At 41.0% G+C, this 20,641-nt stretch carries 21 protein-coding genes; 5 read left to right on the top strand and 16 right to left on the bottom strand.

Annotated elements, in window-relative coordinates:
• The 5 genes from NST58_RS16235 to NST58_RS16215 form a co-directional block, all read right to left on the bottom strand.
• On the bottom strand, positions 1-795 hold the full coding sequence (locus NST58_RS16235; RefSeq protein WP_076125594.1) for an SDR family NAD(P)-dependent oxidoreductase: 795 nt from the start codon (positions 793-795) through the stop codon (positions 1-3).
• A gap of 166 nt (positions 796-961) precedes the next feature.
• Positions 962-1,987, bottom strand: a complete 1,026-nt coding sequence (locus NST58_RS16230; RefSeq protein WP_339248721.1) for a helix-turn-helix domain-containing protein — start codon at positions 1,985-1,987, stop codon at positions 962-964.
• A gap of 18 nt (positions 1,988-2,005) precedes the next feature.
• Positions 2,006-2,953: an LLM class flavin-dependent oxidoreductase gene (locus NST58_RS16225; protein WP_076276528.1), complete on the bottom strand. Its 948-nt coding sequence runs from the start codon at positions 2,951-2,953 to the stop codon at positions 2,006-2,008.
• Positions 2,934-3,296, bottom strand: coding sequence for a hypothetical protein (locus NST58_RS16220; protein WP_076218114.1), 363 nt, complete (start codon positions 3,294-3,296; stop codon positions 2,934-2,936). The genes NST58_RS16225 and NST58_RS16220 overlap by 20 nt, the downstream gene beginning before the upstream one ends.
• Before the next feature lie 37 nt (positions 3,297-3,333).
• Positions 3,334-3,783 (bottom strand): OsmC family protein, encoded by a 450-nt coding sequence (locus NST58_RS16215; RefSeq protein WP_038571065.1) that lies wholly within the window; start codon positions 3,781-3,783, stop codon positions 3,334-3,336.
• A 151-nt stretch (positions 3,784-3,934) separates the two neighbouring features.
• Between NST58_RS16215 and NST58_RS16210 the strand changes: the two genes are divergently transcribed.
• Positions 3,935-4,420, top strand: a complete 486-nt coding sequence (locus NST58_RS16210) for a nucleoside deaminase (RefSeq protein ID WP_076125601.1) — start codon at positions 3,935-3,937, stop codon at positions 4,418-4,420.
• A gap of 122 nt (positions 4,421-4,542) precedes the next feature.
• Here NST58_RS16210 and NST58_RS16205 read toward each other — a convergent pair whose 3' ends face one another.
• Positions 4,543-5,442, bottom strand: a complete 900-nt coding sequence (locus tag NST58_RS16205) for a glycerophosphodiester phosphodiesterase (RefSeq protein WP_339248720.1) — start codon at positions 5,440-5,442, stop codon at positions 4,543-4,545.
• A gap of 327 nt (positions 5,443-5,769) precedes the next feature.
• On the opposite strand from NST58_RS16205, the gene NST58_RS16200 reads away from it, so the two are divergent.
• Both NST58_RS16200 and NST58_RS16195 read left to right on the top strand, forming a co-directional pair.
• Complete coding sequence (locus NST58_RS16200) at positions 5,770-6,744, top strand: glycoside hydrolase family 43 protein (protein WP_339248719.1); 975 nt, start codon at positions 5,770-5,772, stop codon at positions 6,742-6,744.
• Between the two features lie 49 nt (positions 6,745-6,793).
• On the top strand, positions 6,794-7,936 hold the full coding sequence (locus tag NST58_RS16195) for a glycosyl hydrolase family 8 (RefSeq protein WP_076125606.1): 1,143 nt from the start codon (positions 6,794-6,796) through the stop codon (positions 7,934-7,936).
• Positions 7,937-8,018: 82 nt separating this feature from the next.
• On the opposite strand, the gene araA is transcribed toward NST58_RS16195, so the two are convergent.
• The 3 genes from araA to NST58_RS16180 are packed head-to-tail and all read right to left on the bottom strand — an operon-like array spanning position 8,019 to position 11,795.
• A complete protein-coding gene (gene araA / locus NST58_RS16190; protein WP_038571054.1) occupies positions 8,019-9,443 on the bottom strand; it encodes an L-arabinose isomerase in 1,425 nt (474 codons plus the stop codon).
• A 32-nt stretch (positions 9,444-9,475) separates the two neighbouring features.
• Positions 9,476-10,171: an L-ribulose-5-phosphate 4-epimerase gene (locus NST58_RS16185; RefSeq protein WP_036677359.1), complete on the bottom strand. Its 696-nt coding sequence runs from the start codon at positions 10,169-10,171 to the stop codon at positions 9,476-9,478.
• A 16-nt stretch (positions 10,172-10,187) separates the two neighbouring features.
• On the bottom strand, positions 10,188-11,795 hold the full coding sequence (locus tag NST58_RS16180; RefSeq protein WP_076190364.1) for an FGGY-family carbohydrate kinase: 1,608 nt from the start codon (positions 11,793-11,795) through the stop codon (positions 10,188-10,190).
• A 307-nt stretch (positions 11,796-12,102) separates the two neighbouring features.
• On the opposite strand from NST58_RS16180, the gene NST58_RS16175 reads away from it, so the two are divergent.
• The gene (locus tag NST58_RS16175; protein WP_076125610.1) at positions 12,103-13,185 is read left to right on the top strand and encodes a GntR family transcriptional regulator; all 1,083 of its coding nucleotides are present in this window, start codon (positions 12,103-12,105) and stop codon (positions 13,183-13,185) included.
• A gap of 99 nt (positions 13,186-13,284) precedes the next feature.
• Here the strand turns inward: NST58_RS16175 and NST58_RS16170 are convergent, their stop codons facing one another.
• From NST58_RS16170 to NST58_RS16140, 7 genes are all read right to left on the bottom strand, one after another.
• A complete protein-coding gene (locus tag NST58_RS16170) occupies positions 13,285-14,295 on the bottom strand; it encodes an AraC family transcriptional regulator (protein WP_076190365.1) in 1,011 nt (336 codons plus the stop codon).
• Positions 14,296-14,405: 110 nt separating this feature from the next.
• Complete coding sequence (locus NST58_RS16165; RefSeq protein WP_076276526.1) at positions 14,406-14,999, bottom strand: AAA family ATPase; 594 nt, start codon at positions 14,997-14,999, stop codon at positions 14,406-14,408.
• 68 nt (positions 15,000-15,067) lie between these two features.
• The gene (locus NST58_RS16160) at positions 15,068-16,057 is read right to left on the bottom strand and encodes an ABC transporter substrate-binding protein (RefSeq protein ID WP_076141218.1); all 990 of its coding nucleotides are present in this window, start codon (positions 16,055-16,057) and stop codon (positions 15,068-15,070) included.
• A gap of 130 nt (positions 16,058-16,187) precedes the next feature.
• Positions 16,188-17,162, bottom strand: coding sequence for an AraC family transcriptional regulator (locus tag NST58_RS16155; RefSeq protein WP_076125617.1), 975 nt, complete (start codon positions 17,160-17,162; stop codon positions 16,188-16,190).
• A 176-nt stretch (positions 17,163-17,338) separates the two neighbouring features.
• Entirely contained in the window at positions 17,339-18,244 is a 906-nt protein-coding gene (locus NST58_RS16150; protein ID WP_249267687.1) for a hypothetical protein, read from the bottom strand.
• Entirely contained in the window at positions 18,241-18,798 is a 558-nt protein-coding gene (locus NST58_RS16145) for a sigma-70 family RNA polymerase sigma factor (protein ID WP_076125863.1), read from the bottom strand. The genes NST58_RS16150 and NST58_RS16145 overlap by 4 nt, the downstream gene beginning before the upstream one ends.
• A gap of 173 nt (positions 18,799-18,971) precedes the next feature.
• Positions 18,972-19,646, bottom strand: coding sequence for a hypothetical protein (locus NST58_RS16140; RefSeq protein WP_254857049.1), 675 nt, complete (start codon positions 19,644-19,646; stop codon positions 18,972-18,974).
• Positions 19,647-19,822: 176 nt separating this feature from the next.
• Between NST58_RS16140 and NST58_RS16135 the strand changes: the two genes are divergently transcribed.
• Entirely contained in the window at positions 19,823-20,602 is a 780-nt protein-coding gene (locus NST58_RS16135; RefSeq protein ID WP_280752963.1) for a GNAT family N-acetyltransferase, read from the top strand.
• Positions 20,603-20,641 lie beyond the last annotated feature (39 nt).

Raw genomic sequence — 20,641 nt, 5'->3', positions numbered from 1 at the left:
TTAAAAAATAGTCGGCACCATTCCCCCATCCATGCGAATTGGAGAACCTTTAAATGCAGAGGCATAAGGACTGCATACAAATGCTGCTAGTCTGCCTATTTCAAAAGGTTTAATAAATCGTTGTATTTCAGATTGAGGAAGATTTGTAGTCATGAATTTTCTTTCTTTTTCTGAAAAAGTCATATCTTCATTGGAGTATATCCCATCAATAATTTGATGCACATTTTCAGAAAGTGTTGGTCCTGGCATGATTGTATTGACTGTAACTTCAGTTCCTATCGTTAACTTAGATAAGCTTTTTGACAATGATAATAACATTGATTTGGTCATTGCATATTGAGGCATTTGGCCTGAAGGCATAATGGCTTCTTCACTAGCAATAAAGAGAATGCGGCCATAATCTTTTTGTAACATTTTAGGTAAATAGAATTTTGTTAATCCATTTGCAGCAAGGACATTAGTACGGAAGTATTTTTCGAATATTTCGTCGTCAACGTCCTCATATTTCATAATTTCATAGATACCCATATTATTAACTAAAATATCTATATTAGGGTATTTTTCGAATAAGGCTTCTCTTTGTTCAATATTCACAATATCCGCTGTAGCATTTTGTGGAGAGGTAGCCGGGAAATTTGACTTTATTTCATTTACAGTTTGTTCTACCTGATCATAATTCCGTCCATTAATCAGTACATTAACTCCTTCTTTAGCAAGTTCAAAGGCGATTGCTTTGCCAATACCTTTTGTTGATCCTGTAATTAAAGCTGTTTTATTATTTAATCCCATATCCATATTACATTTCTCCTTTTATCACGGCGTGCTGAGTAGTTGTCATTTCAAGAACAGTCCTGTGTGCCGGCTAGGATTATATTATCGTACTGGGGTTGTTCAGTAACTAGCGGATTGCGCCAAAGTTCTTGTTTAACACGCCAATGATAAATCTCTGAAAATACTGTCTTTATGAAGAGGGTATCGAGTTTAAACCTAAATGTTCAGTACGCCAATTTGAAGGAGTATCACCTTCCCAAAGACGGAAGGCACGGTAGAACGAGTTCTGGTCTTCATATCCAATCAAGAAAGCCACTTCTTTAATATCAAGCGATGGATCTGCCAGATACTCTCGTGCTTGCTCATGTCTAGCTTGTGTCAGCAATTGCTTGAAGCTTGTGTTTTCTTCAGTAAGCCTGCGTTGCAACGTACGGTCACTCATACTTAATGCCTTCGCAACAGCATGAATGTCAGGGCGTCCTCCGCTGAAGCTGCGTTTCATGAACCATTTGACCCTCTCGGTTATAGAGCGAGTGCCCTTCTGTTCAGCAAGCGTCCGGTCCAAAACGGGAGTCAGAATCTCCAGCAGCTCTTCGTTGTACGAGATAAAAGGCCGATCCAAATCATTTCGACGCAACGTCAAACGATTATATTGAGCACCTATCTGAATTCGGCAGCCGAAATAAGCTTCAAGAATCTTTACATTTCCTATAGGCTGTGAAAACTCGACAAGCTGTGCTGTCAAAGGTAGACCTGTGCCTCGCCGCCCAAGCTCTAGAAGAAATGCCAAAGTGAGGCCTAGTAGCAGCGGTGGACCAAAATGCCCGGGATGCTGCCATTCCAATTCGATTGTACATAGCTCGCCTTCTTCGGTAAAACGCAAGCTTTCAGGAGGGCACATTTGTTTGTATCGTACCATTCGCTTAAGAGCATCGCGATAGTCCTTAGCATGGTATGTTGCTAAGACCGTAGGCGGATATTGTGTAGTTTCAAAGACGGTTGCAAGCTTAATGATTCCTTCGGCTGTATCCCCAATGAGATCGGAATATGCCTGCCAGACTGCGAAATATTGGGCGGTGGTGACTTCTGACTCTGTGATCTGGCTAAGTGGAAGATTTGCTTTGCTGGCTACATCTTGTGCAGTTATTCCTAATTGACTTAATCCAGCCCAAAATCCTGGTGGGATTTTAATTTGATCAGAGGTATGAGACTTCATACATATGGACCTCCTTTATTAAGAACTCCAGCACGCTTGGGCAAGCAGTTCGAACGAATGTAACCGTTTCTCATAATCTGGAATCATGGTAACGATAATGAATTCATTAACTCCATACAAAAGAGATAACCGTTCCAACTTACCTTTAACACTTTCCGGAGTACCTACCAGCAGCTTGCGTTCCAAGGGCTCAGACTTCGCTTCGGCAGAACCTTCTTGTTGGAATAATGTCGTACCAGATGAGGCCAATCGCTCTGCCTCTTCCTCAGTCTCGGCGCAAATGACGCCAACAGCAACCATGGCCTGCGGTTCAGGAGAAAGTGAAGAAGGAGTAAAGGTTTCACGGTAAGCCTGCAAAACCTCCTCCCCTGCTACATCGCTCATGAACTGGCCGAACACATAACCTGCTCCAAACTCGGCAGCATATGCCGCGCTTTTCTTGTTTGTACCCAGCAGCCATAGCTCTGGAGATATGGGTGGGACCGGACGGGCGGTTATTGAACGTCCTTCATAGGAATAGTTACCCTGCAATAATTCAGTGACGCCTTTAAGGAGTTCTGGCATTTTCCAAACATTTTCGAGAAAATTGCCACTCAGTGCTAAACTTACTTCAGCAGTACCGCCGGGAGCTCTGCCTAATCCAAGGTCGATGCGTCCCGGGTACAAACTGGCCAGCAAATGAAATGCTTCCACCACCTTTAGCGGCTTATAATGTGGCAGCAATAAAGCACCTGAGCCAAGGCGAATGTGTGCTGTTTTCGCTCCAATATGCGATAAAAGCACCTCCGTAGAGGTACATGCTAATCCCGGCATATCATGATGTTCAGCAACCCAATAACGAGTATATCCCAGTCTTTCTGCTGTCTGAGCCAGCTTCACTGCTTGTCCCAATGCGGTACTAGCATCCACCGTATTAAAAACAGGTACGAGATCTAATACACTAAGCTTAATGGATGTTGTTGTCATGATTAAGTCCTACTCGAGGGTTTCGGTAAAATTCGATCATATCGATAAAAATAAGCTTGTAATCAACTGTCACCGCAGCCAGATCATACATTCGGCCATGGCCGTCTTCTTTGGAGGCAAAAACAACATCGTGCCGCAGCTTGTCCATAATCATTTTGCCGATGAACTGATGCTCGTATTCCGCGTACTTCTTTTTGAAAGCTTCATTAAATTCCCACACCTCTTGGTAAGACCGCTCTAGCATTGCGTTTACCAAAGTCAGCTCGTTGCCCTCTTTTTGTACAGCCACGTAATAATTTCCGCGCTCATCCTTGATCAAATCCTTATATAACTCAACGTTCAAAGTTAACGTCTCCTCTCTGATTACCTAGGACTCAATTTTATAGGCTTGCAGTCAGCACCGTTGGCTCTGTCGTGATTTCTACATTTCCTGCAACGGCTCTGGAGATCATGCAGGAGCCTTCTGCTTTATGGGCAATTCGGATGGTTTTATCGATATCGTCCTGTGACGCATCTTTGGTAAGGGTGATTAGGGGTGAATGTTTGATGGCTTCATATGTAAAAATGTTATTCGTTACATCGACCGTCGCCTCTGAGGTTAACGTCAGCTCTGAAGTCGTAAGCCCTGCCCGCTCCAGCATTGCTGCAAGTGTAATGAGATAACAGGTTGCTGCTGCTCCCAAAAGCATCTCATCCGGATTCGTTCCTACTCCGGGTCCTCCCATTTCCTTCGGAATGGAAATTTGAGTCTTAAGCTGTCCAGCTTCAATAGTTCCGTCACTGTTACGGCCACCGTTCCATACGGCGTTCAATATAAATGGATGCTTCATTTTTATATATCCTCCCTAGCTTGATATTGCATGATATATTTTTCATCGAATACTTTACATGCTAACATAGAAGAATGTGGTGAACAAACAGGCTCAGGCCTACTATTCATGAAACTTATCAATAAATTAAAATTCAGGAGGTTCTAACATCATGATAAACGACACGGATATCAAACATCTTAAGCGTTGTATTGAACTTGCCCAAATTGCACTCGAAGCTGGGGACGAACCCTTTGGTTCCGTCCTTGTATCAGCAAGTGGCGAAGTGCTGGCGGAAGACCGCAACCATGTAGGTAGCGGTGACCATACTCAGCATCCCGAATTCGCTTTAGCCCGCTGGGCAGCTCAGAATATGACACTGGAAGAACGTAAGCAGGCAACAGTGTATACCTCCGGAGAACATTGCCCTATGTGTGCAGCGGCACACGGGTGGGTTCATTTAGGACGAATTGTATATGCCAGTTCCTCGAAGCAATTATCGGCGTGGTTAAATGATATGGGAATTGCAGCATCACCCGTCCGTAATTTAAGTATTCAGGAGGTTATTTACGAAACGTTCGTAGATGGCCCTGTACCCGATCTTGCAGAACAAGTACGGGAGCTTCATCTACAATTTCACGAGAAAAGACTTCATTAGAAAGAAGAAACAAAAATAATTGATTTTCCGTAAAAAAAGAACCTTTGGATAAAGGTTCTTAGGCTGTCGAGAAAGTCCCGACAGCTTTATTTATGTCCAGAAAAGGGTGATTTCACATCCCTTTACCTTTTATTATTCTTAATTACTTCGTTAAAGCGGTCAGGGAAATTTGTATGTACACCATCTACACCCCAAATTACGGCTTTATCCATATTCACTTGATAATTCACAGTATATGGAAACACCTTTAGCCCTGAATTTTTTGCCTGCGCGACATATGCAGCATTTATTTTTTGAAAGTTAGGACTTATGCCTACCGCATAAGTTTTTAATCTATTCACATAGGATTCTGATATTTTATAAACAGGGAAATCATACCATACAATTTGATAAAGAGGGACTGCTGGATTTATGGAATGGAATCTACGCAAACTCGCTTCACTAAATGAATGAATAGCAACATGAGCCGACAGATCATAATTTAAGATTTCTTCGTTTAACAATGCCTCGATGTTCGAATTCGACGTGGGATCTTTAATCTCAATCATATAGTCCACTTCTTTTCCGAACCTTTCAAATACCTCTTTTAGTGTCGGAATACGTAAATCTACATATTTATCTCTAGCGAACATGGGATATTGTTCATTAAACCATGAACCCGCGTCTAATTTTGAGATCTGCTCTAAAGTAAAATCCTTTACATACCCTTTAGCATTCGTGGTACGATTTACGGTCCCATCGTGAATAACAACAGGAACATGATCTTTTGTTAACTGAATGTCTAACTCGATATAATCGGTCTTCATATCAATGGCTAGCTCGAATGCAGGTATTGTATTCTCAGGAGCATATCCTGAAGCACCACGGTGAGCGATGGTATATACTTTATCCGCAGGCATGATAATTTCCTTTACTTTAATGCGAATCCAGGGGGAATAAGCATACAAAGAGGTGAACAATAAGATTAATAAAAGCACATGTATACCTATAAAGTAGATTCTGGAATTTTGAATTTTTTGCATTAAGCTGACCTCATCTTTTTAAAAATATAATGTAGAATACTTGGTGTCTTTCGCTCTAACATTCATTCTTGTGTAAAATTATGATTTATATTCCCTTATGTTAATCTCACCTCATCGTATTTGTAAGGTCAAAGTTTGGAGATTTCTATTGTACCAGATTATCTAGAGAAAATATTGTGAGGCAGCATAAATGGGAAAGGATCTGCAAGGTCAAGAAAGCAACATCTAAACTTTGTGGGGTATAAACTATAGTTGCTATATATACAGAGTCCTAAAGTTCTTATACCATTAACTTTGTAAGCGATTAACTTTATAGGAGGAAATGACTTGACAAAGCCAGTGCAACCCAATGAACCTCTCGTAACTCATATTTATACTGCGGACCCTTCTGCTCATGTATTTGAAGGCAAGATTTATATTTATCCCTCTCATGACCTGGATCACGATATGATCTCTAATGACAACGGTGACCAATATAATATGGAGGATTACCATGTTCTGTCTATTGATGGAGATGGCTCCCCTTGTATCGACCACGGTGAAGTGCTTCATGTGAAGGATGTCCCATGGGCTAAACAGCAAATGTGGGCTCCGGATGCAGCATACAAAAACAATACCTACTATTTGTTTTTCCCAGCCCGAGACCATGACGATATTTTCCGAATTGGGGTTGCAACCTCAGCGTCACCTTCGGGACCCTTTACACCTGAACCGAACTACATTCCTGGCAGTTATAGCATTGATCCCGCTGTTTTCGTTGATGATGATGGCAAATCATATATATACTTTGGGGGTCTTTGGGGCGGTCAACTTGAAAAATGGCAAACCGGCTCATTTGTTGCGGATGCAGAGGGACCGGCTGAAACGGCACCTGCTCTAGGACCTATCGTAGCGGAGCTGAGCGAGGACATGCTGAGCTTTGAAGGTGCGCCTAGAGAAATATCCATCGTCGATACGAACGGAAATCCGATTCTTGCTGGAGATGAAGAGAGAAGATATTTTGAAGGTCCATGGGTTCATAAATATAACGGTTATTATTATCTTTCTTATTCCACGGGTACTACCCATAATATTGTATACGCTATCAGTAAAGATCCGCTTGGGCCTTTTTTATATCAAGGAAAAATACTTACACCCGTCCTGGGCTGGACAACACACCATTCTATTGTTCAGTTTAAAGAGAAATGGTATTTATTTTATCATGATAGTTCTTTATCTGGTGGTGCTGACAACAAGCGTTCTGTAAAATATACGGAGCTGAAATACAACGATGATGGCACCATTCAAACCATCCATCCTTAGTTTTTATTGAAATGGAGTGCATGCTGTAGTGCATAGGAGGGGAAATATCATGCCAATAACACAACAAGGTGCTTTTTATACGGGGAAATATCGCAATTTATTTAAGGAGCTCGGCTTTTCTGAAGATGAAATCAACGCTAAACTCGAAGAAACTTGGAGTGATTTGTTTTACGGAGATCCGAACGTACGAATCTACTATCCGCTGGACGAGGATAAAAGCTATATTCTGGATACAGGTAATCTGGATGTTAGGTCTGAAGGAATGTCCTACGGGATGATGATGGCTGTTCAAATGAATAAAAAAGATGAGTTTGATCGTTTATGGAACTTCTCTAAGACGTTTATGCAGCACAAAGAAGGCCGTTATGCCGATTACTTTGCTTGGCACTGCAAGCCTGACGGTACAAGAATTTCTCAAGGACCCGCACCGGACGGGGAAGAGTTTTTCGCCATGGCTTTGTTTTTTGCCTCAAAACGTTGGGGGAACGGTCCGGAACCTTATAATTATTCCGAGCAGGCTCGAATAATATTGCGTGCTTGTGTACATAAAACTGAAACAGGCGCTGGTGACTCAATGTGGGACGCGGAAACGAAACTGATTAAATTCGTACCGGAATCCACCTTCAGTGATCCATCTTACCATCTCCCCCATTTCTATGATTTGTTCGCTTTGTGGGCTGATGCAGGTGACCACATGTTTTGGCGAGAAGCGGCGGAAGCCAGCCGCTCATATCTACACACTACATGTAATCCTATAACTGGTCTCGCTCCCGAATATGCTAATTTTAACGGCACCCCGGCAGAACCCCAGCCTCATGGTGATTTCAGTCATTTTTTCAGTGATGCTTACCGGGTTGCGGCTAATATCGGTTTGGACTGGGCATGGTTCCAAAAGGACAGCTGGCAGGTCGATCAATGTAACCGGATTCAAGCTTTTTTTAGGAATATCGAAGTTTCCAATTACCGGAGGTATACCATTGAGGGACAGGCATTCGACGAACCGGCGCTGCATCCGGTAGGCCTTTTGGCGACCAACGCTATGGCTTCGCTTGCTTCTGATGGCCCGGAGGCAGAGCATTTTGTCCGTTTGTTTTGGGATACACCTTTGCGAACTGGACAACGTCGTTATTATGATAACTGTCTGTACTTCTTTAGTTTACTGGCCCTAAGTGGAAACTATCGCATTTATTGAAGTAAATCGAACAAAACAATAGGACTCCATTCCTCAAAAAGCCGAGGAATGGAGTCCTATTAATCGTAATAAAGCTTTGCTATTATTTAATAACTACATATTCCAAGTTCACAAGTTTTGCGTAAGCAATAATTTGGTCTGTTGTAAGAGTTAATGAAACAACGGTGTGGTGACCGCCACCATTTTCGATCCAAGCTTTAACTCCGTCTTGGAAGTTTGGTTTAACATTCCAAAGCACACGAGCTACTGGAAGGTTTGGAGCTGGAACAGTTGGTTCAAAAGCAGTCACTTCATTAATCAAAAGTTTGTAATGCGTACCGAAGTCAGCCATGGAAACCACTACACCGTCTCCTGCTTTGCCGTCAAATACTAAACGGGCTGGATCGTCTTTACCACCAATACCTAGTGGAGACACGATGATTTTTGGTTTGTTGCTTGCCAAAGTTGGATCTACTTCAAGCATATGGGATTGAAGAATAGATTCTTGTCCAACTGTCAATTCATAAGTGTAATCTTCCATAAAGCCAGTCGATTGGTTATGGCTCATCACTTTAAGCAAGCGGTCGAGAGCTGCAGTCTTCCAGTCTCCTTCTCCAGCAAAACCATATCCTTGTGCCATCAAACGTTGAACAGCAAGTCCTGGAAGTTGTTTCATTCCATGTAAATCTTCGAAGTTTGAGGTGAAGGCATTGTAGCCACCTTGATCAAGGAAACGTTTGATAGCAATTTCATAGCTTGCTTGAACTCTTACGCTAGCTTCCCAAGCTTCTTTGCTGTTAGTGCCATAGTCGAATTCATACAGCTCTGCATACTCAGCAAACAAACCATCGATTTCTTCTTCTTTAACTTCATTAATGACTTGAACCAGGTCACCAATACCAAAGTAGTCAACCGTCCAGCCAAATTGAATTTGGGCTTCAACTTTATCTCCTTCAGTTACACCAACGTTACGCATGTTGTCACCAAAACGAGCAACTTTGATATTGAAGCTTTCGTTATAAGCAACGGCTACGTCCATCCATTCTGCAATTTGCTTTTGAACTTCAGGGCGTTCCCAATAGCCTACAACCACTTTGTTTTGTTTGTTCAAACGGGCGTTAATAAAACCATATTCACGGTCACCATGAGCTGCTTGGTTTAAGTTCATAAAGTCCATATCAATTGTTGCCCATGGAATACTTTCATTATATTGCGTAGCTAGATGAAGCAAAGGTTTTTGCAGCATTTTTGTTCCGCGGATCCACATTTTTGCAGGTGAAAAAGTATGCATCCAAGTGATGACACCGGCAACTTCGTCACGGTAGTTAACTTCTTTCATAATGTTGGTGATTTTATCTGCGCTGACAGCCAAATCCTGCAATACTAGTGGGTAAGGCAAAACTCCGCTTTTATTCAAAGCATCTGTCATCGTTTGTGCGTGCGCTTTAACTTCAGCCAATGCTTCTTCCCCATAAAGATGTTGCGAACCTACGACAAACCAAAATTCTTTTGCTACTGCTGTTGACATATTCATCCTCTTTTCATCATTTTGTGGTTTGATTATTTTTGACCGTAATAAGCGTCTTTCCCATGTTTGCGCAAGTAATGTTTATCTAGAATACGTTGTGGCAATTCTTCCGCAAAATGGTTCAACTCTCTAGCAAATAAATTCATTTTCGATACTTCATCCAACACTACGCTGTTCATTACAGCGGATTTTGCATTTTTCCCCCAAGTAAAGGGTCCGTGGCCTTTAAGCAAAACACCGGGAACCGCCATAATATCTATCCCGCGTTGTTCAAAGGTTTCGATGATTACATTACCTGTTTCCGCTTCGTAACCCCGATCGATTTCCTCTTGCGTCAAGAAACGCGCACAAGGAATGGAGCCATAGAATGTATCAGCGTGCGTAGTTCCCATTACAGGAACGTCAAGTCCTGCTTGTGCCCAGATAGTCGCCCAAGTGGAATGTGTATGCACGATTCCGCCAATTTCGGAGTAATGTTTATAAAGTACTGCGTGAGTAGGTGTATCGGAGGAAGGTCTCATCTCCCCTTCAACCACATTGCCATCCAGATCAACAACTACCATATCGCTGGCTTTCATTGTTTCATAATCTACACCACTAGGTTTGATTACGAATAATCCACTTTCGCGATCAATTGCACTCACATTTCCCCATGTATACTTGATTAGTCCATGTTTCGGCAATTCCAGATTGGCTTGAAAAACCTCTTCTTTAAGTTGTTCTAACATCTTGGTCCCTCCATTTTCAGACTAAATTATCAACAGCGGATTGCTCAATCGCCAGACCTTTTTTATAACGTTCGATAAAGGTTTCAAAACCTTTAATGTCGGTTGCATCGGGATGAATTTCTTCTCCCTTTACATCTTTGAACACTTTTTGATCGAGGAAGTCTTCCAAGCTTTCTTCCTGATTTTTGTTCATCATGTAGGAGGCAAGAATAGCCATTCCCCATGCGCCGCCTTCTCCAGCTGTCGACATTACGGAAACAGGAACATTCAGTGAAGCTGCCATCATTCTTTGGCCAACAACCGGAGTCTTAAATATACCGCCGTGTCCTAAAATACTATCTATGGCTACATTCTCTTCTTTCGTCAAAATGTCCATTCCAATTTTCAAAGCACCAAAGGCGCTGAACAAATGTGTACGCATAAAGTTAGCCAGATTAAATTTGCTCTCAGGCGAACGTACAAATAACGGACGACCTTCTTCTAACCCCGTAATGTTCTCACCCGAGAAATAACCGTAACTGAGCAATCCACCGGCATCTGGGTCTGCTTCCAAAGCTTTATTCAGCAGTACGCTGTACAATTTGTCAGCTTCGGCTTTTTGCCCCATCGCTTCATAGAATTCACGGAATAATCCGAGCCAGGCATTAAGGTCACTTGAACAGTTATTAGCATGAACCATACCTACTGGACTTCCGTCTGGCGTAGTCACCATATCGATTTCCGGATAAACCTTGGAAAGCTCTTTTTCCAATACGATCATGGCAAAAACAGAGGTTCCTACGGAGACATTCCCGGTACGTTTTCTTACACTATTGGTAGCAACCATACCGGTTCCTGCATCCCCTTCTGGAGGACTAAGCGGAATCCCAGCTTGTAATTGCAATGATGGATCCAGAATTTTGGCTCCTGCTTCGGTTAATAGACCTGCTTGCTCACCGGCAACATACACCTTAGGAAGAAGGTCGCTGGTCTTCAGCGAATAACCTTTGCCAGCAATAAGCTCATCAAACTGTTGTATCATAGATTCATTATAATTTCCTATGGATTCATCAATCGGGAACATACCTGAAGCATCTCCAACACCAAGTGCTTTGTTGCCGGTCAATAACCAATGAATGTATCCTGCTAACGTTGTAACAAACCGAATCTGCGGCACATGTTCTTCTTTGTTTAAGATCGCCTGATAAAGATGAGCAATACTCCAACGTTCAGGAATATTGAATTTAAATACATCTGTCAGTTCTTTGGCTGCCTTACCCGTTGTTGCATTACGCCAAGTCCGGAACGGAACGAGCAATTGATCCTGTTCGTCAAAAGCCATATATCCATGCATCATTGCAGAAAACCCGATTGAACCAACGGTTTGGAGGGTGATTCCGTAATTTTGTTGAACTTCTTGCTTCATCTCACGATAAGCATCTTGTAGACCTTTGATAATATCTTCTAGGCTGTACGTCCAAAAGCCGTCTTTCAACTGATTTTCCCATTCATAACTTCCAGAAGCGATCGTTTGAAAACTATGATCAATAAGTACTGCTTTAATACGCGTGGATCCAAATTCAATCCCTAGCGAAGTTTCTCCCTTATTGATTGCTTCTTCGATGCTTAATCGATTCGATATCACGTTGGTCACCTCTCTGACAGCGCTTTTTTAATATAAAAGAATTCGCTTTCTTAATTGACAGCTTTAGTATAAATTTTTGTACGTACATTTGTCAATAAAATAGTTATATATACATACAAATATGGAGAAGATAATAATTTAACTCCGGACTTAGTTTGTTTATGATGATCTAAAGGTACGAAATATTTACATTTTTCATAAAAAAAGAGCCCCTTTATATTTAATTCGTAGTCATGCTATAATTTGTACATACAACTTAACGAAATGTACGAATTATAAAGCGAACAAGTATGGAAAGAGGAATTACATGAAACCAAAGTATCAAGTGATTATAGAGGATATAAAAAGCAAGATCCTTTCAGGAGATTACAATGTAGGCGAACAAATTCCTACGGAGTCTGCCTTGCAGTCCTTGTACGAGGTTAGCAGACAGACTGTTAGAAAAGCCATTTTAGAGCTATCCAACGAAGGATTCCTCCGCAGCGAAAAAGGTTCTGGCACGTATGTCAGCAACCAATATCGCACAAAGACCGGCGGGAGTTCCCATAAGAAGACGATCGGTGTAATTACGACTTATATCTCTGACTACATCTTCCCTTCTATTATCCGGGGGATTGAAAGCCGAATGAATGAGGATAACTATTCACTACTATTGGCTAGTACCAATAACGATGTTGCGCAAGAAAAAAAAGCTCTCGAAATGATGTTGTCCTACGGCGTAGATGGTTTAATTATTGAACCTACGAAAAGTAATCTGTATAATCCCAATATTGCGTATTATCTGTCGTTTAAGGAGCAAGATATTCCACTCATTATGATTAATGCTTTTTATGAGGAAATAGAGCTCCCCTTCCTTTGTCTTGACGATGTGCAGTCCAGTTATCTGGCAACAAAAGAATTGATCTCCAAAGGCCACTCTCAAATTGGACTTATCGCAAAAATGGATGATTTACAGGGCAAATATCGAATGAAGGGTTATATCAAAGCCCTCGAAGAAGCTAAATTGCGGTTTTATCCAGAGCAAATATTTTCGTTCAACACCGAGACCAAACAAACCTTAGCTACGAACTTGAAGGATTTCCTAAATAAAAATAGAGATACCCTCTCTGCGATTGTCTGCTACAACGACGAGGTTGGTCTGGAAGTGGTCAATGCTTGCAGACAGCTAGACATTTCTATACCAGAGGAATTATCAATTATTGGCCAGGACAACTCCTATATTGCCCAAAATGCGAACATCAAACTGACCACTTTAACACATCCCCAAGAAACTATGGGCCGTGATGCAGCGGATTGGGTCATTAAAAAATTACAAGGAAAAAAGGATCTTCCCAACAATACTTATTATCAACCTGTGTTAATTGAAGGAGAAACAGTAGTCGAGAGATAGAATAAATTCTGAGGGATTTTGCGTTTCTCTTCATATGTAAATGTAATAACCCACCAGTCGTGACTGGTGGGTTATTTGCAACTGTTATCTCCGTATTCTTTAAAGGTTCGATTCGTGTTTTGAAGTCAACAGTACAGAAGAAGCAAACTGTTTCACAAGCTTGCCGGGATTAATCCCGTATTTCTCCCGAAACACCTCTGAGAAGTGACTTGAGTTGGAATAACCTACAGCACAGGATGTCTCATTAACGTTCAAATTACCTTGCTGCAATAGGTGTAGAGCCTTCTCCAACCTTATATCCCGCAAATAGCCAAATACAGTTGTTCCGAACATTTCTTTAAAGCCTGATTTTAATTTGTTATCATTCATTCCAATCAATCGGGAGAGCTCCAACAGGCTTGGCGGATCTATCATCCGTTGCAACATGATGTCCCGGGCTTCACTAATTTTTGTCATGTCGCTTTTCGACAGCTTTGTTGTCCCAGAAGTACCTTCTGTTAGAATCGATTGAAAGCCCAACGACAAAAGCTCTAATGTACTACATTCGATCTCCAGATTTTTGGTGCTGCGGTTTTGAAGAGCTGCCAGCATTCGCTCAAGCACGATAGCAGTAGACGGCTGCATCGTTTCCTGAAAAACACGAAAAGATGCTTGGCCAAGAATGCGGTCAAAATCAGCGGATCTCCCACCCCCGCCTTCTTCCATGAAGTGATGAAAAGTCGAAACAGGAATACCTATGCCTAACATCAGATAAGATTCATTCCCCTGAAACTCAAATTGAGAGCCAACTTCATTCATGAGTTGTAGCGTACAGCTTCCCGGAACAAACTCATACTGGACACCATCAACAGAGACTTCTCTTTTCCCTTGCAAACAATAATTAAGCTCAACCATTGCTGTTTTGGTTACGAGAGGCACGCTGTAATCCTGGCGAAAGGTAAAATCGGATACCACCACATTGATATCAAAGCGTGGGACGAATCGACGAACGAACCCTTCTCCCCTTTGCGAATGTAGTGCCATGTGCTCTGTACGATCTCTATTCTGCCGCGGCAGCTCAAGCCCATCGAAAAAAAGATTGAAATTGTGATGAAAATCTATTCCAGTCATTGCTACCGCTCTCCGATCAAGTTTTCATAATAGTGAGAACCATTCTCATCATTATAAAGGATCCTCTCTTTTTTGACCCGCTTGAATATGGTGTTATCTGGATACGCCATCTAGGAAACACTAACATTTCTTTTACTTAATTTCTTAAATACCGAGTATTCCTTATTGGACTTAATAAAACTTAATATCTTTTCGGCACATTCTATTGAATTCATCTCTTCCGTATTTACTTCGAGGTCATATTCATCAAAGCAATATACTTTGCTAAACTGTGAAGCTGCTAGTCCAATCTTTCTATCTCCTCTTGTTTGCTCTCTTCTTATGAGTTCTTCTTTCGAGCATATTACACCTATAAATAACGTAGGCTGATCGAAAAATTGCTCAAGAAACACATTAAACCTCTTATCATTGTCGATTACGGTATCTACTATTACATTAAAACCCATTTCTATTAACAATTTAATTGTCGAGCGGTACACTGAGAATATGGAATCATCTAATATTTGGGAAACGACTTGATGATCTATTTCTCTTGGAGGTTCATCTGGAAATTTATTATTAATAAAATCATTGTAATTATTAAAAAAATCATCAATTGATAAATGATAAAAAGGAATCTCTTTCTGTTTTATCAGTTCAGTCGATATGGAGGTCTTTCCGGAACTTGAAGTTCCATTTAGAAAAACTAATATCCCTTGCTTCAATTTAATCATCCCTTCAAATAATAATCATTGCAACTCAGAGAATATTCGAGAAAAGATTAAATTATCCTTTACTGTTTGATATGTTCCTTGATTTGTTCGGCTATTTGCTCCAACAATGCTTCTTTTCCTAAAGCAAAGAAAGCCTCATTATAATTTTGTCTGCTTGTTATACGATATATATTATTCGATTTTACAGCTTTCAGATTGCTCCAGACCTTGCTTTGGTCAAGAACATTCTGGTCATTATCGGATAATAAAATGATATGGTCTGGATTAAAGGTGGACAGTGCTTCTAGACTTGTCACTTTCCCTCCCCATGGATCTGGCTCCGGTGTACCTGGCGCGATGGGTAATCCTAGATCATTAAAAATCATATCCGCAATACCTGTGCGGGAATAGATGCGTATTTCTTTCTCTGTAGCTTCGATTACCGCAAACGTCTCTTCCTTGGTTATCTCAGTGATTTGATCATGTAGTAGTAGAGCACGTTGATCATAGGCCTTCAGCCACGTTTCCATTTCCGCTTTCTTATCAAGCACCTCCGCAACAAATGCAAATCGCTCTCTAAAAGCGTTAAAACCATAAGGCACCCTCACTGTTGGAGCAATCATATTTAGTTGATCATAGATTTTTTCTTGGGTAGGTCCTGCCAGTATCAAATCAGGGCTTGCTGCAATGATCGCTTCTAAGTTGACTTCCGTCTGAAACCATCCAGCGGGAGTTACATCAGGCAGTTCTTTTTTGAGAATAGGAGTGATTTCTAATGAATTAGCCATATCTGTATTCCCAGTAATAACAGGTTTATATCCAAGCACCAGAAGTTCTTCCGTTGAGCCGGATACATCGGCAATTCTAACCGGGTTCACCGGTATTACAATATCCCCTTTAGCATCCTTGAGGGTACGTGTTTCGGTCGAATTAGTAGCGACGGGTTCTGAATTTACCGCAGGTTGAGAATTTTCTACTTTAGCCTCCTGACCTGAATTCCCACACCCGTACAGCATCACCATCATGATTAAGGCGATTCCCACAAAAGAGATCTGTTTTAAACTGAACATTTTTTCCAACCCTCTCCAATCTACTGATAATCATTCTCACTTCTAGCAAGTCCGATCATACACTCTGCTGATAGGACAGAACTACCGGCAGAGGGATTGAATAACGGTTTGGCGGATATTTATTTAATTTTTATCGTTTTTTAATTACTTCTGAAGGATTAATTCCATACTGCTTCCGAAAAGCTTCGGCAAAATGACTAAAGTTGTTGTAACCTACCATCGTCGCTGTTTGGCTGACACTAATCTCCCCGGTACTTATGATTTCCCATGCTTTTTCTAAACGTTTGTTCCGTAAATATGCAAATACAGTTGTTCCGTACTCTTCCTTAAAACCAACTTTTAATTTGTATTCGTTAATGCCTGCCAGCTTGGACAATTCGATTAGCGAAGGTGGGTTTGCCATGTGGTCAAGGATGATATCCCTGGCTTTTCGAATGTTTTCTCGGTCACTACGTGATAAATGCAAACTCCGTTTAGTATGTTTCTGCTCAAAAAGAAATGCGTCAAAATATACAGATAGGAGTTCTAATGCCTTCCCCTCTACGTACAACCGGCGCATGGAGGTATGATATGGACAGTCTCTCAATTGCACCAATAATCGGGTGGTTTCTGGAAGAATAGGCATACGGAACATTCGAAAAGCACGTGAATCTAACAGCCCGGATAAGCTGCGAGCATGTGAAGAGCCTTGATCCGCCATCCATGAATCGAATAGTGTAACCGGTACACCTATGGACAATAAACGGATAGGTTCAGCACTGCGATAGTGAAATTCCGCTTGGAAATCCTGCATGAACTGCAATGAACAACTATCGGGCATTAACTCATGGCTGGTATCTGTTACATGAACTTCCCCGCTTCCCTGCAGACAAAAGCTTAACTCAATCATCGCCGCTTCGGATTGAACCCGAACTAGGCGATCATCAGCAAAACGGTAATCACTATCAACAATTTCGATCCCGGAGGGTGTGATCACTCTATCGACGTATCCTTGTGTACTGGATTGTGCAAAATGTTTCCTCTCTGTAGTGCCCCTCATAGACGGAGCCTCAAACAAAGCATCGAAATACCCGTTATAGATGTTATGAATAGATGAACTTGTCATTCTGTTATACACTCAGCAGGTAAGCTGCACTCCGTAATCCCAATATTATGTTTTATCATGAGCAGATCACCTTTTCTCTTCTATTAAATGATAACGATTATCATTTAGATCATTATATGCGAGATATTAGATAACCTGCAATGTACAGTTTTTAAGGATCTCTTATCTCCGCCTTCTCAGTAAAGCGGTAGCACTTCTTGTGTCAGCCCTGAAAAGAGGTCGCTGGTTTGATCAAAAAAGGCATCAGGCAAATAATAATAAGCATCACCCATAGACACCACCTTTAATTCGGGAATGATATACATGGCGATATAAGTCCCGTCTTTGAGGTTGAACTGTAATTGATATGATTTTCCTTGGGATTGCGCCGCTGCAAGAGCTTCATATTCCTTAATGCTTAGCTCTGTTTTTTTTGCGCTGTACAAACCTTCGATAATGGACTCAACAATAGGATGATCAGTGATAGTCTTTTGCACGTCATTCCCCACATGATTCAGAATATAGATATCTTTTGCATGCTCCTTCAGATTAGCCAGATCTAGATACTCCTTCGCGCTCATTGCAGAATCGTCTACCTTCGCCACAATTTCAGCTAGATAATAATATTGCTCATCCTTAACTGCAATACGAAAATGGGATGGGTATGTTGGGATTTCATACAGCTTTCCACCCATAGCGAACGTAGCGGCATAATCTTTTTCCGCATTCTTATCCCCGTCATTCTTTCCGGGCTCTTGGTTGAGATCAAACTCTAATGCACCAAGCGATTTGTCAGGCTCCATACCTGTGAACTTAAACTGAGCGCCATCTGCTACGAATGCATAACGGTATCCATTGTAATTCAGAATTTTGCGAACCCCTGTGGGAGACGAGACTGGTGTCTGCTGTGATATTTGTGGTGAATTAGGCAACGGAGTCTGCGGAAATTTATAAACGGCCACACCTAACACCAATGCAGCACAAGCTGCGAGTGAGCCCCACTTTACATAAGCTTTTTTATTAGTGCGTCTCGCGGAGTTGGCTTTTTCTATCAGATTTTCGTCTATGTAACCGATTGTTTTGAAGAGTTCTTTATTATTCAAAGGAAATAACCCTCTTTCTGAAGATATATTTGGAGTTTTTTGCGTGTTCTGAAAAGAATTGATTTGGTTTTACTTTCACTGATTGAGAAGCGTGCGGCAATATCGGCCAAAGAATCAGAATACCAGTAACGCCTCAAAAAAACATTCCGCTGATCTTCCTTAATGTTGTGTAGAAATTTGCTTATAGATTCGGCTATTTGTGCTTCCTCGTATTGGGTTTCAACGTTGTCTGAAGAGGATAAACAATCGTTTAATTCATTAAGAATCGTATCGAATTTTTTATTCCGTTTTTTAGCCATGTAATAATCGTATTTGTTCAAAGCAATATTTCGTGTGATTCTCCCCAGAAAAGAGGACAGCTTTGCAGGAGACTTCGGCGGTATTGCTTCCCATGCACCAAGAAAGGTATCGTTAACACATTCTTCCGAATCTTCAGCATTAGACAAAATGTTATGAGCGATCCGAGTACAATAATTTCTATATTTTTTCGATGTTTCTTCTACTGCCCTTTCATTACGTGCAAAATACAATTGTATGATTTCACTATCTTCCACTCCATCACTTCCGTTCGATTTGATTAAGCATTCACTTATAAAGTAGGAAAAGAAGTGTTTAGGTTGCATAAAAATATAATTTTCTATAAGCTTCGGCATTCAACGCTGATAATATGACATAAAAATACAAATAACCCCTCATCCTAAGGGATAAGGGGAAGTTATGATATCATCTAATTTTTAATTAATTCTACTTCCTTCATTGGAACCTTTGTCTTACGGAGCATCATCCAGATCCCCCCCAGACAAAATAAAACACTACATCCCATGCCAAACAACGCGCTGGCGTTTAATGCCTGAGGTGAGCCTTTCATTGTAAGCACAGCCATTTGAGTGACAACAATGGAGACTAAGGCATCAGTAAAGCTAATCATTTTTAATGTTGATATAATGGGATTTTTGAGATGACGGTTAACAATATTTCCATGAATGGCAAAACCAAGTTTTGTAAAAGCGATCAGTGCTACCAGATATACAATGTAACCTTCATAAACCAAAGCATCTCCGACTAGATAAATCCGCAGGCAGACCAACAGATAAGAAACCCCTAGAAGACAAAGAAAAACACCGCCACGCTTATAAACGTAAAGCTCCAGTGAATACCTTTGCTGTGCTGAACTGACTTTTTTAGCTAATGTATATTTATGAAGCACCTGTCCTTTGGCTATACAAAGGATCAGATAATAAAGTGCATTTGTGATGAACCATCCGGACAATAGATATAACCCAAGAATTAACTTGCCTATACCAATAAAAGCATCGATGACTAAGGAAGCAGCGTTGAACATGGCGGTTCGATCTTGCGGATTTCCGAAGTACCGAACTAAGATTGCCTTAATATATATCATCCTTTCAAGAAAACCTTCATATCTCATTTTATGTTTCTAAGGGGACAATAGTATCATACTTGGCTCAACCCAGCAATAAAGCAAACAAAGTTCTGATTTATGATATATTAGAAAAGGTTGTGCAAATTCGGCAAGAGGAAATAGCAACAGCAATTGTTAATGGAGGCAGGTCGTATATGTATAGAAAATTAACAGCAGCAGAGTTAGATGTTATATTAAGCTCGATTAATAAGGAACAGCATTTTTTATATTATTCATACCTTACTTTTCGCAGACAAAACACAGTGCATTACGGTCAGTATTCTGACCAGGGCGAGTTGCTTGGAGTATTAGCCTTTTTAAGTGGCCTTCCGTTTAATGCTTTTTCTGTATATCCAGTTCAGCAATCCTTTTGTCTCAGCTCAATGTTGGCGTTCATGAAAGATGAATTACATCTACATAACCATGCGGTGGGTAGCTTTATTATTAACGAACAAGAGCTGCAGGTCTTTGCTTCTCAGCTTGAGTTCTACAGCCCTCCCCAAAAATTGCTTCTTATGAAACATATTCATGAAGATGTTCTACCAACAGCGGACAAGCATGTTATGCACTTAGGACCTGCTCATTTCCAGCGAATTGAAGCAAAGATGAACGAGCTGCAAACCATGGCTTTTTCAAAAGAAGAATTACAGAATCCGTTCTATGGTGTGATGGCACAAGACGAGCTGATTGCTGTAGGAGGATACCATATATATAGTGAGGATTACGTTGAACTAGGAAATATCGGAACAGATGTGGCCTGGAGAAGAAATGGTTATGGTAAAAAAGTCTGTGCAGAGCTAACACGCCAAGGACATGCCATTTCAGCTAACGTATATTTGAATGTTTTTGAGGAGAATGTAGGAGCCATTTCTCTATATCAATCGCTGGGATATGAACTCATTTGCCAACAATACATCGTTGAATTTGTTATTTAAATTAAAAACGTACTGCAGCTAATGCAGTACGTTTTTTTT

Origin of the sequence: Paenibacillus sp. FSL R10-2796 (assembly GCF_037965315.1) — a bacterium.
Lineage (GTDB): Bacteria > Bacillota > Bacilli > Paenibacillales > Paenibacillaceae > Paenibacillus_AQ > Paenibacillus_AQ odorifer.
The sequence above is the reverse complement of the archived record's forward strand: the minus strand, read 5'-3'. Positions and strand labels throughout refer to the sequence as shown.

What these genes read in the sequence shown, in the direction of transcription:
- NST58_RS16235 (WP_076125594.1), bottom strand. Translation starts at nt 795, where the DNA reads ATGGATATGGGATTAAATAATAAAACAGCTTTAATTACAGGATCAACA.
- NST58_RS16230 (WP_339248721.1), bottom strand. Translation starts at nt 1,987, where the DNA reads ATGAAGTCTCATACCTCTGATCAAATTAAAATCCCACCAGGATTTTGG.
- NST58_RS16225 (WP_076276528.1), bottom strand. Translation starts at nt 2,953, where the DNA reads ATGACAACAACATCCATTAAGCTTAGTGTATTAGATCTCGTACCTGTT.
- NST58_RS16215 (WP_038571065.1), bottom strand. Translation starts at nt 3,783, where the DNA reads ATGAAGCATCCATTTATATTGAACGCCGTATGGAACGGTGGCCGTAAC.
- NST58_RS16210 (WP_076125601.1), top strand. Translation starts at nt 3,935, where the DNA reads ATGATAAACGACACGGATATCAAACATCTTAAGCGTTGTATTGAACTT.
- NST58_RS16205 (WP_339248720.1), bottom strand. Translation starts at nt 5,442, where the DNA reads ATGCAAAAAATTCAAAATTCCAGAATCTACTTTATAGGTATACATGTG.
- NST58_RS16195 (WP_076125606.1), top strand. Translation starts at nt 6,794, where the DNA reads ATGCCAATAACACAACAAGGTGCTTTTTATACGGGGAAATATCGCAAT.
- araA (WP_038571054.1), bottom strand. Translation starts at nt 9,443, where the DNA reads ATGTCAACAGCAGTAGCAAAAGAATTTTGGTTTGTCGTAGGTTCGCAA.
- NST58_RS16185 (WP_036677359.1), bottom strand. Translation starts at nt 10,171, where the DNA reads ATGTTAGAACAACTTAAAGAAGAGGTTTTTCAAGCCAATCTGGAATTG.
- NST58_RS16175 (WP_076125610.1), top strand. Translation starts at nt 12,103, where the DNA reads ATGAAACCAAAGTATCAAGTGATTATAGAGGATATAAAAAGCAAGATC.
- NST58_RS16170 (WP_076190365.1), bottom strand. Translation starts at nt 14,295, where the DNA reads ATGACTGGAATAGATTTTCATCACAATTTCAATCTTTTTTTCGATGGG.
- NST58_RS16160 (WP_076141218.1), bottom strand. Translation starts at nt 16,057, where the DNA reads ATGTTCAGTTTAAAACAGATCTCTTTTGTGGGAATCGCCTTAATCATG.
- NST58_RS16155 (WP_076125617.1), bottom strand. Translation starts at nt 17,162, where the DNA reads ATGACAAGTTCATCTATTCATAACATCTATAACGGGTATTTCGATGCT.
- NST58_RS16140 (WP_254857049.1), bottom strand. Translation starts at nt 19,646, where the DNA reads ATGATATATATTAAGGCAATCTTAGTTCGGTACTTCGGAAATCCGCAA.
- NST58_RS16135 (WP_280752963.1), top strand. Translation starts at nt 19,823, where the DNA reads ATGTATAGAAAATTAACAGCAGCAGAGTTAGATGTTATATTAAGCTCG.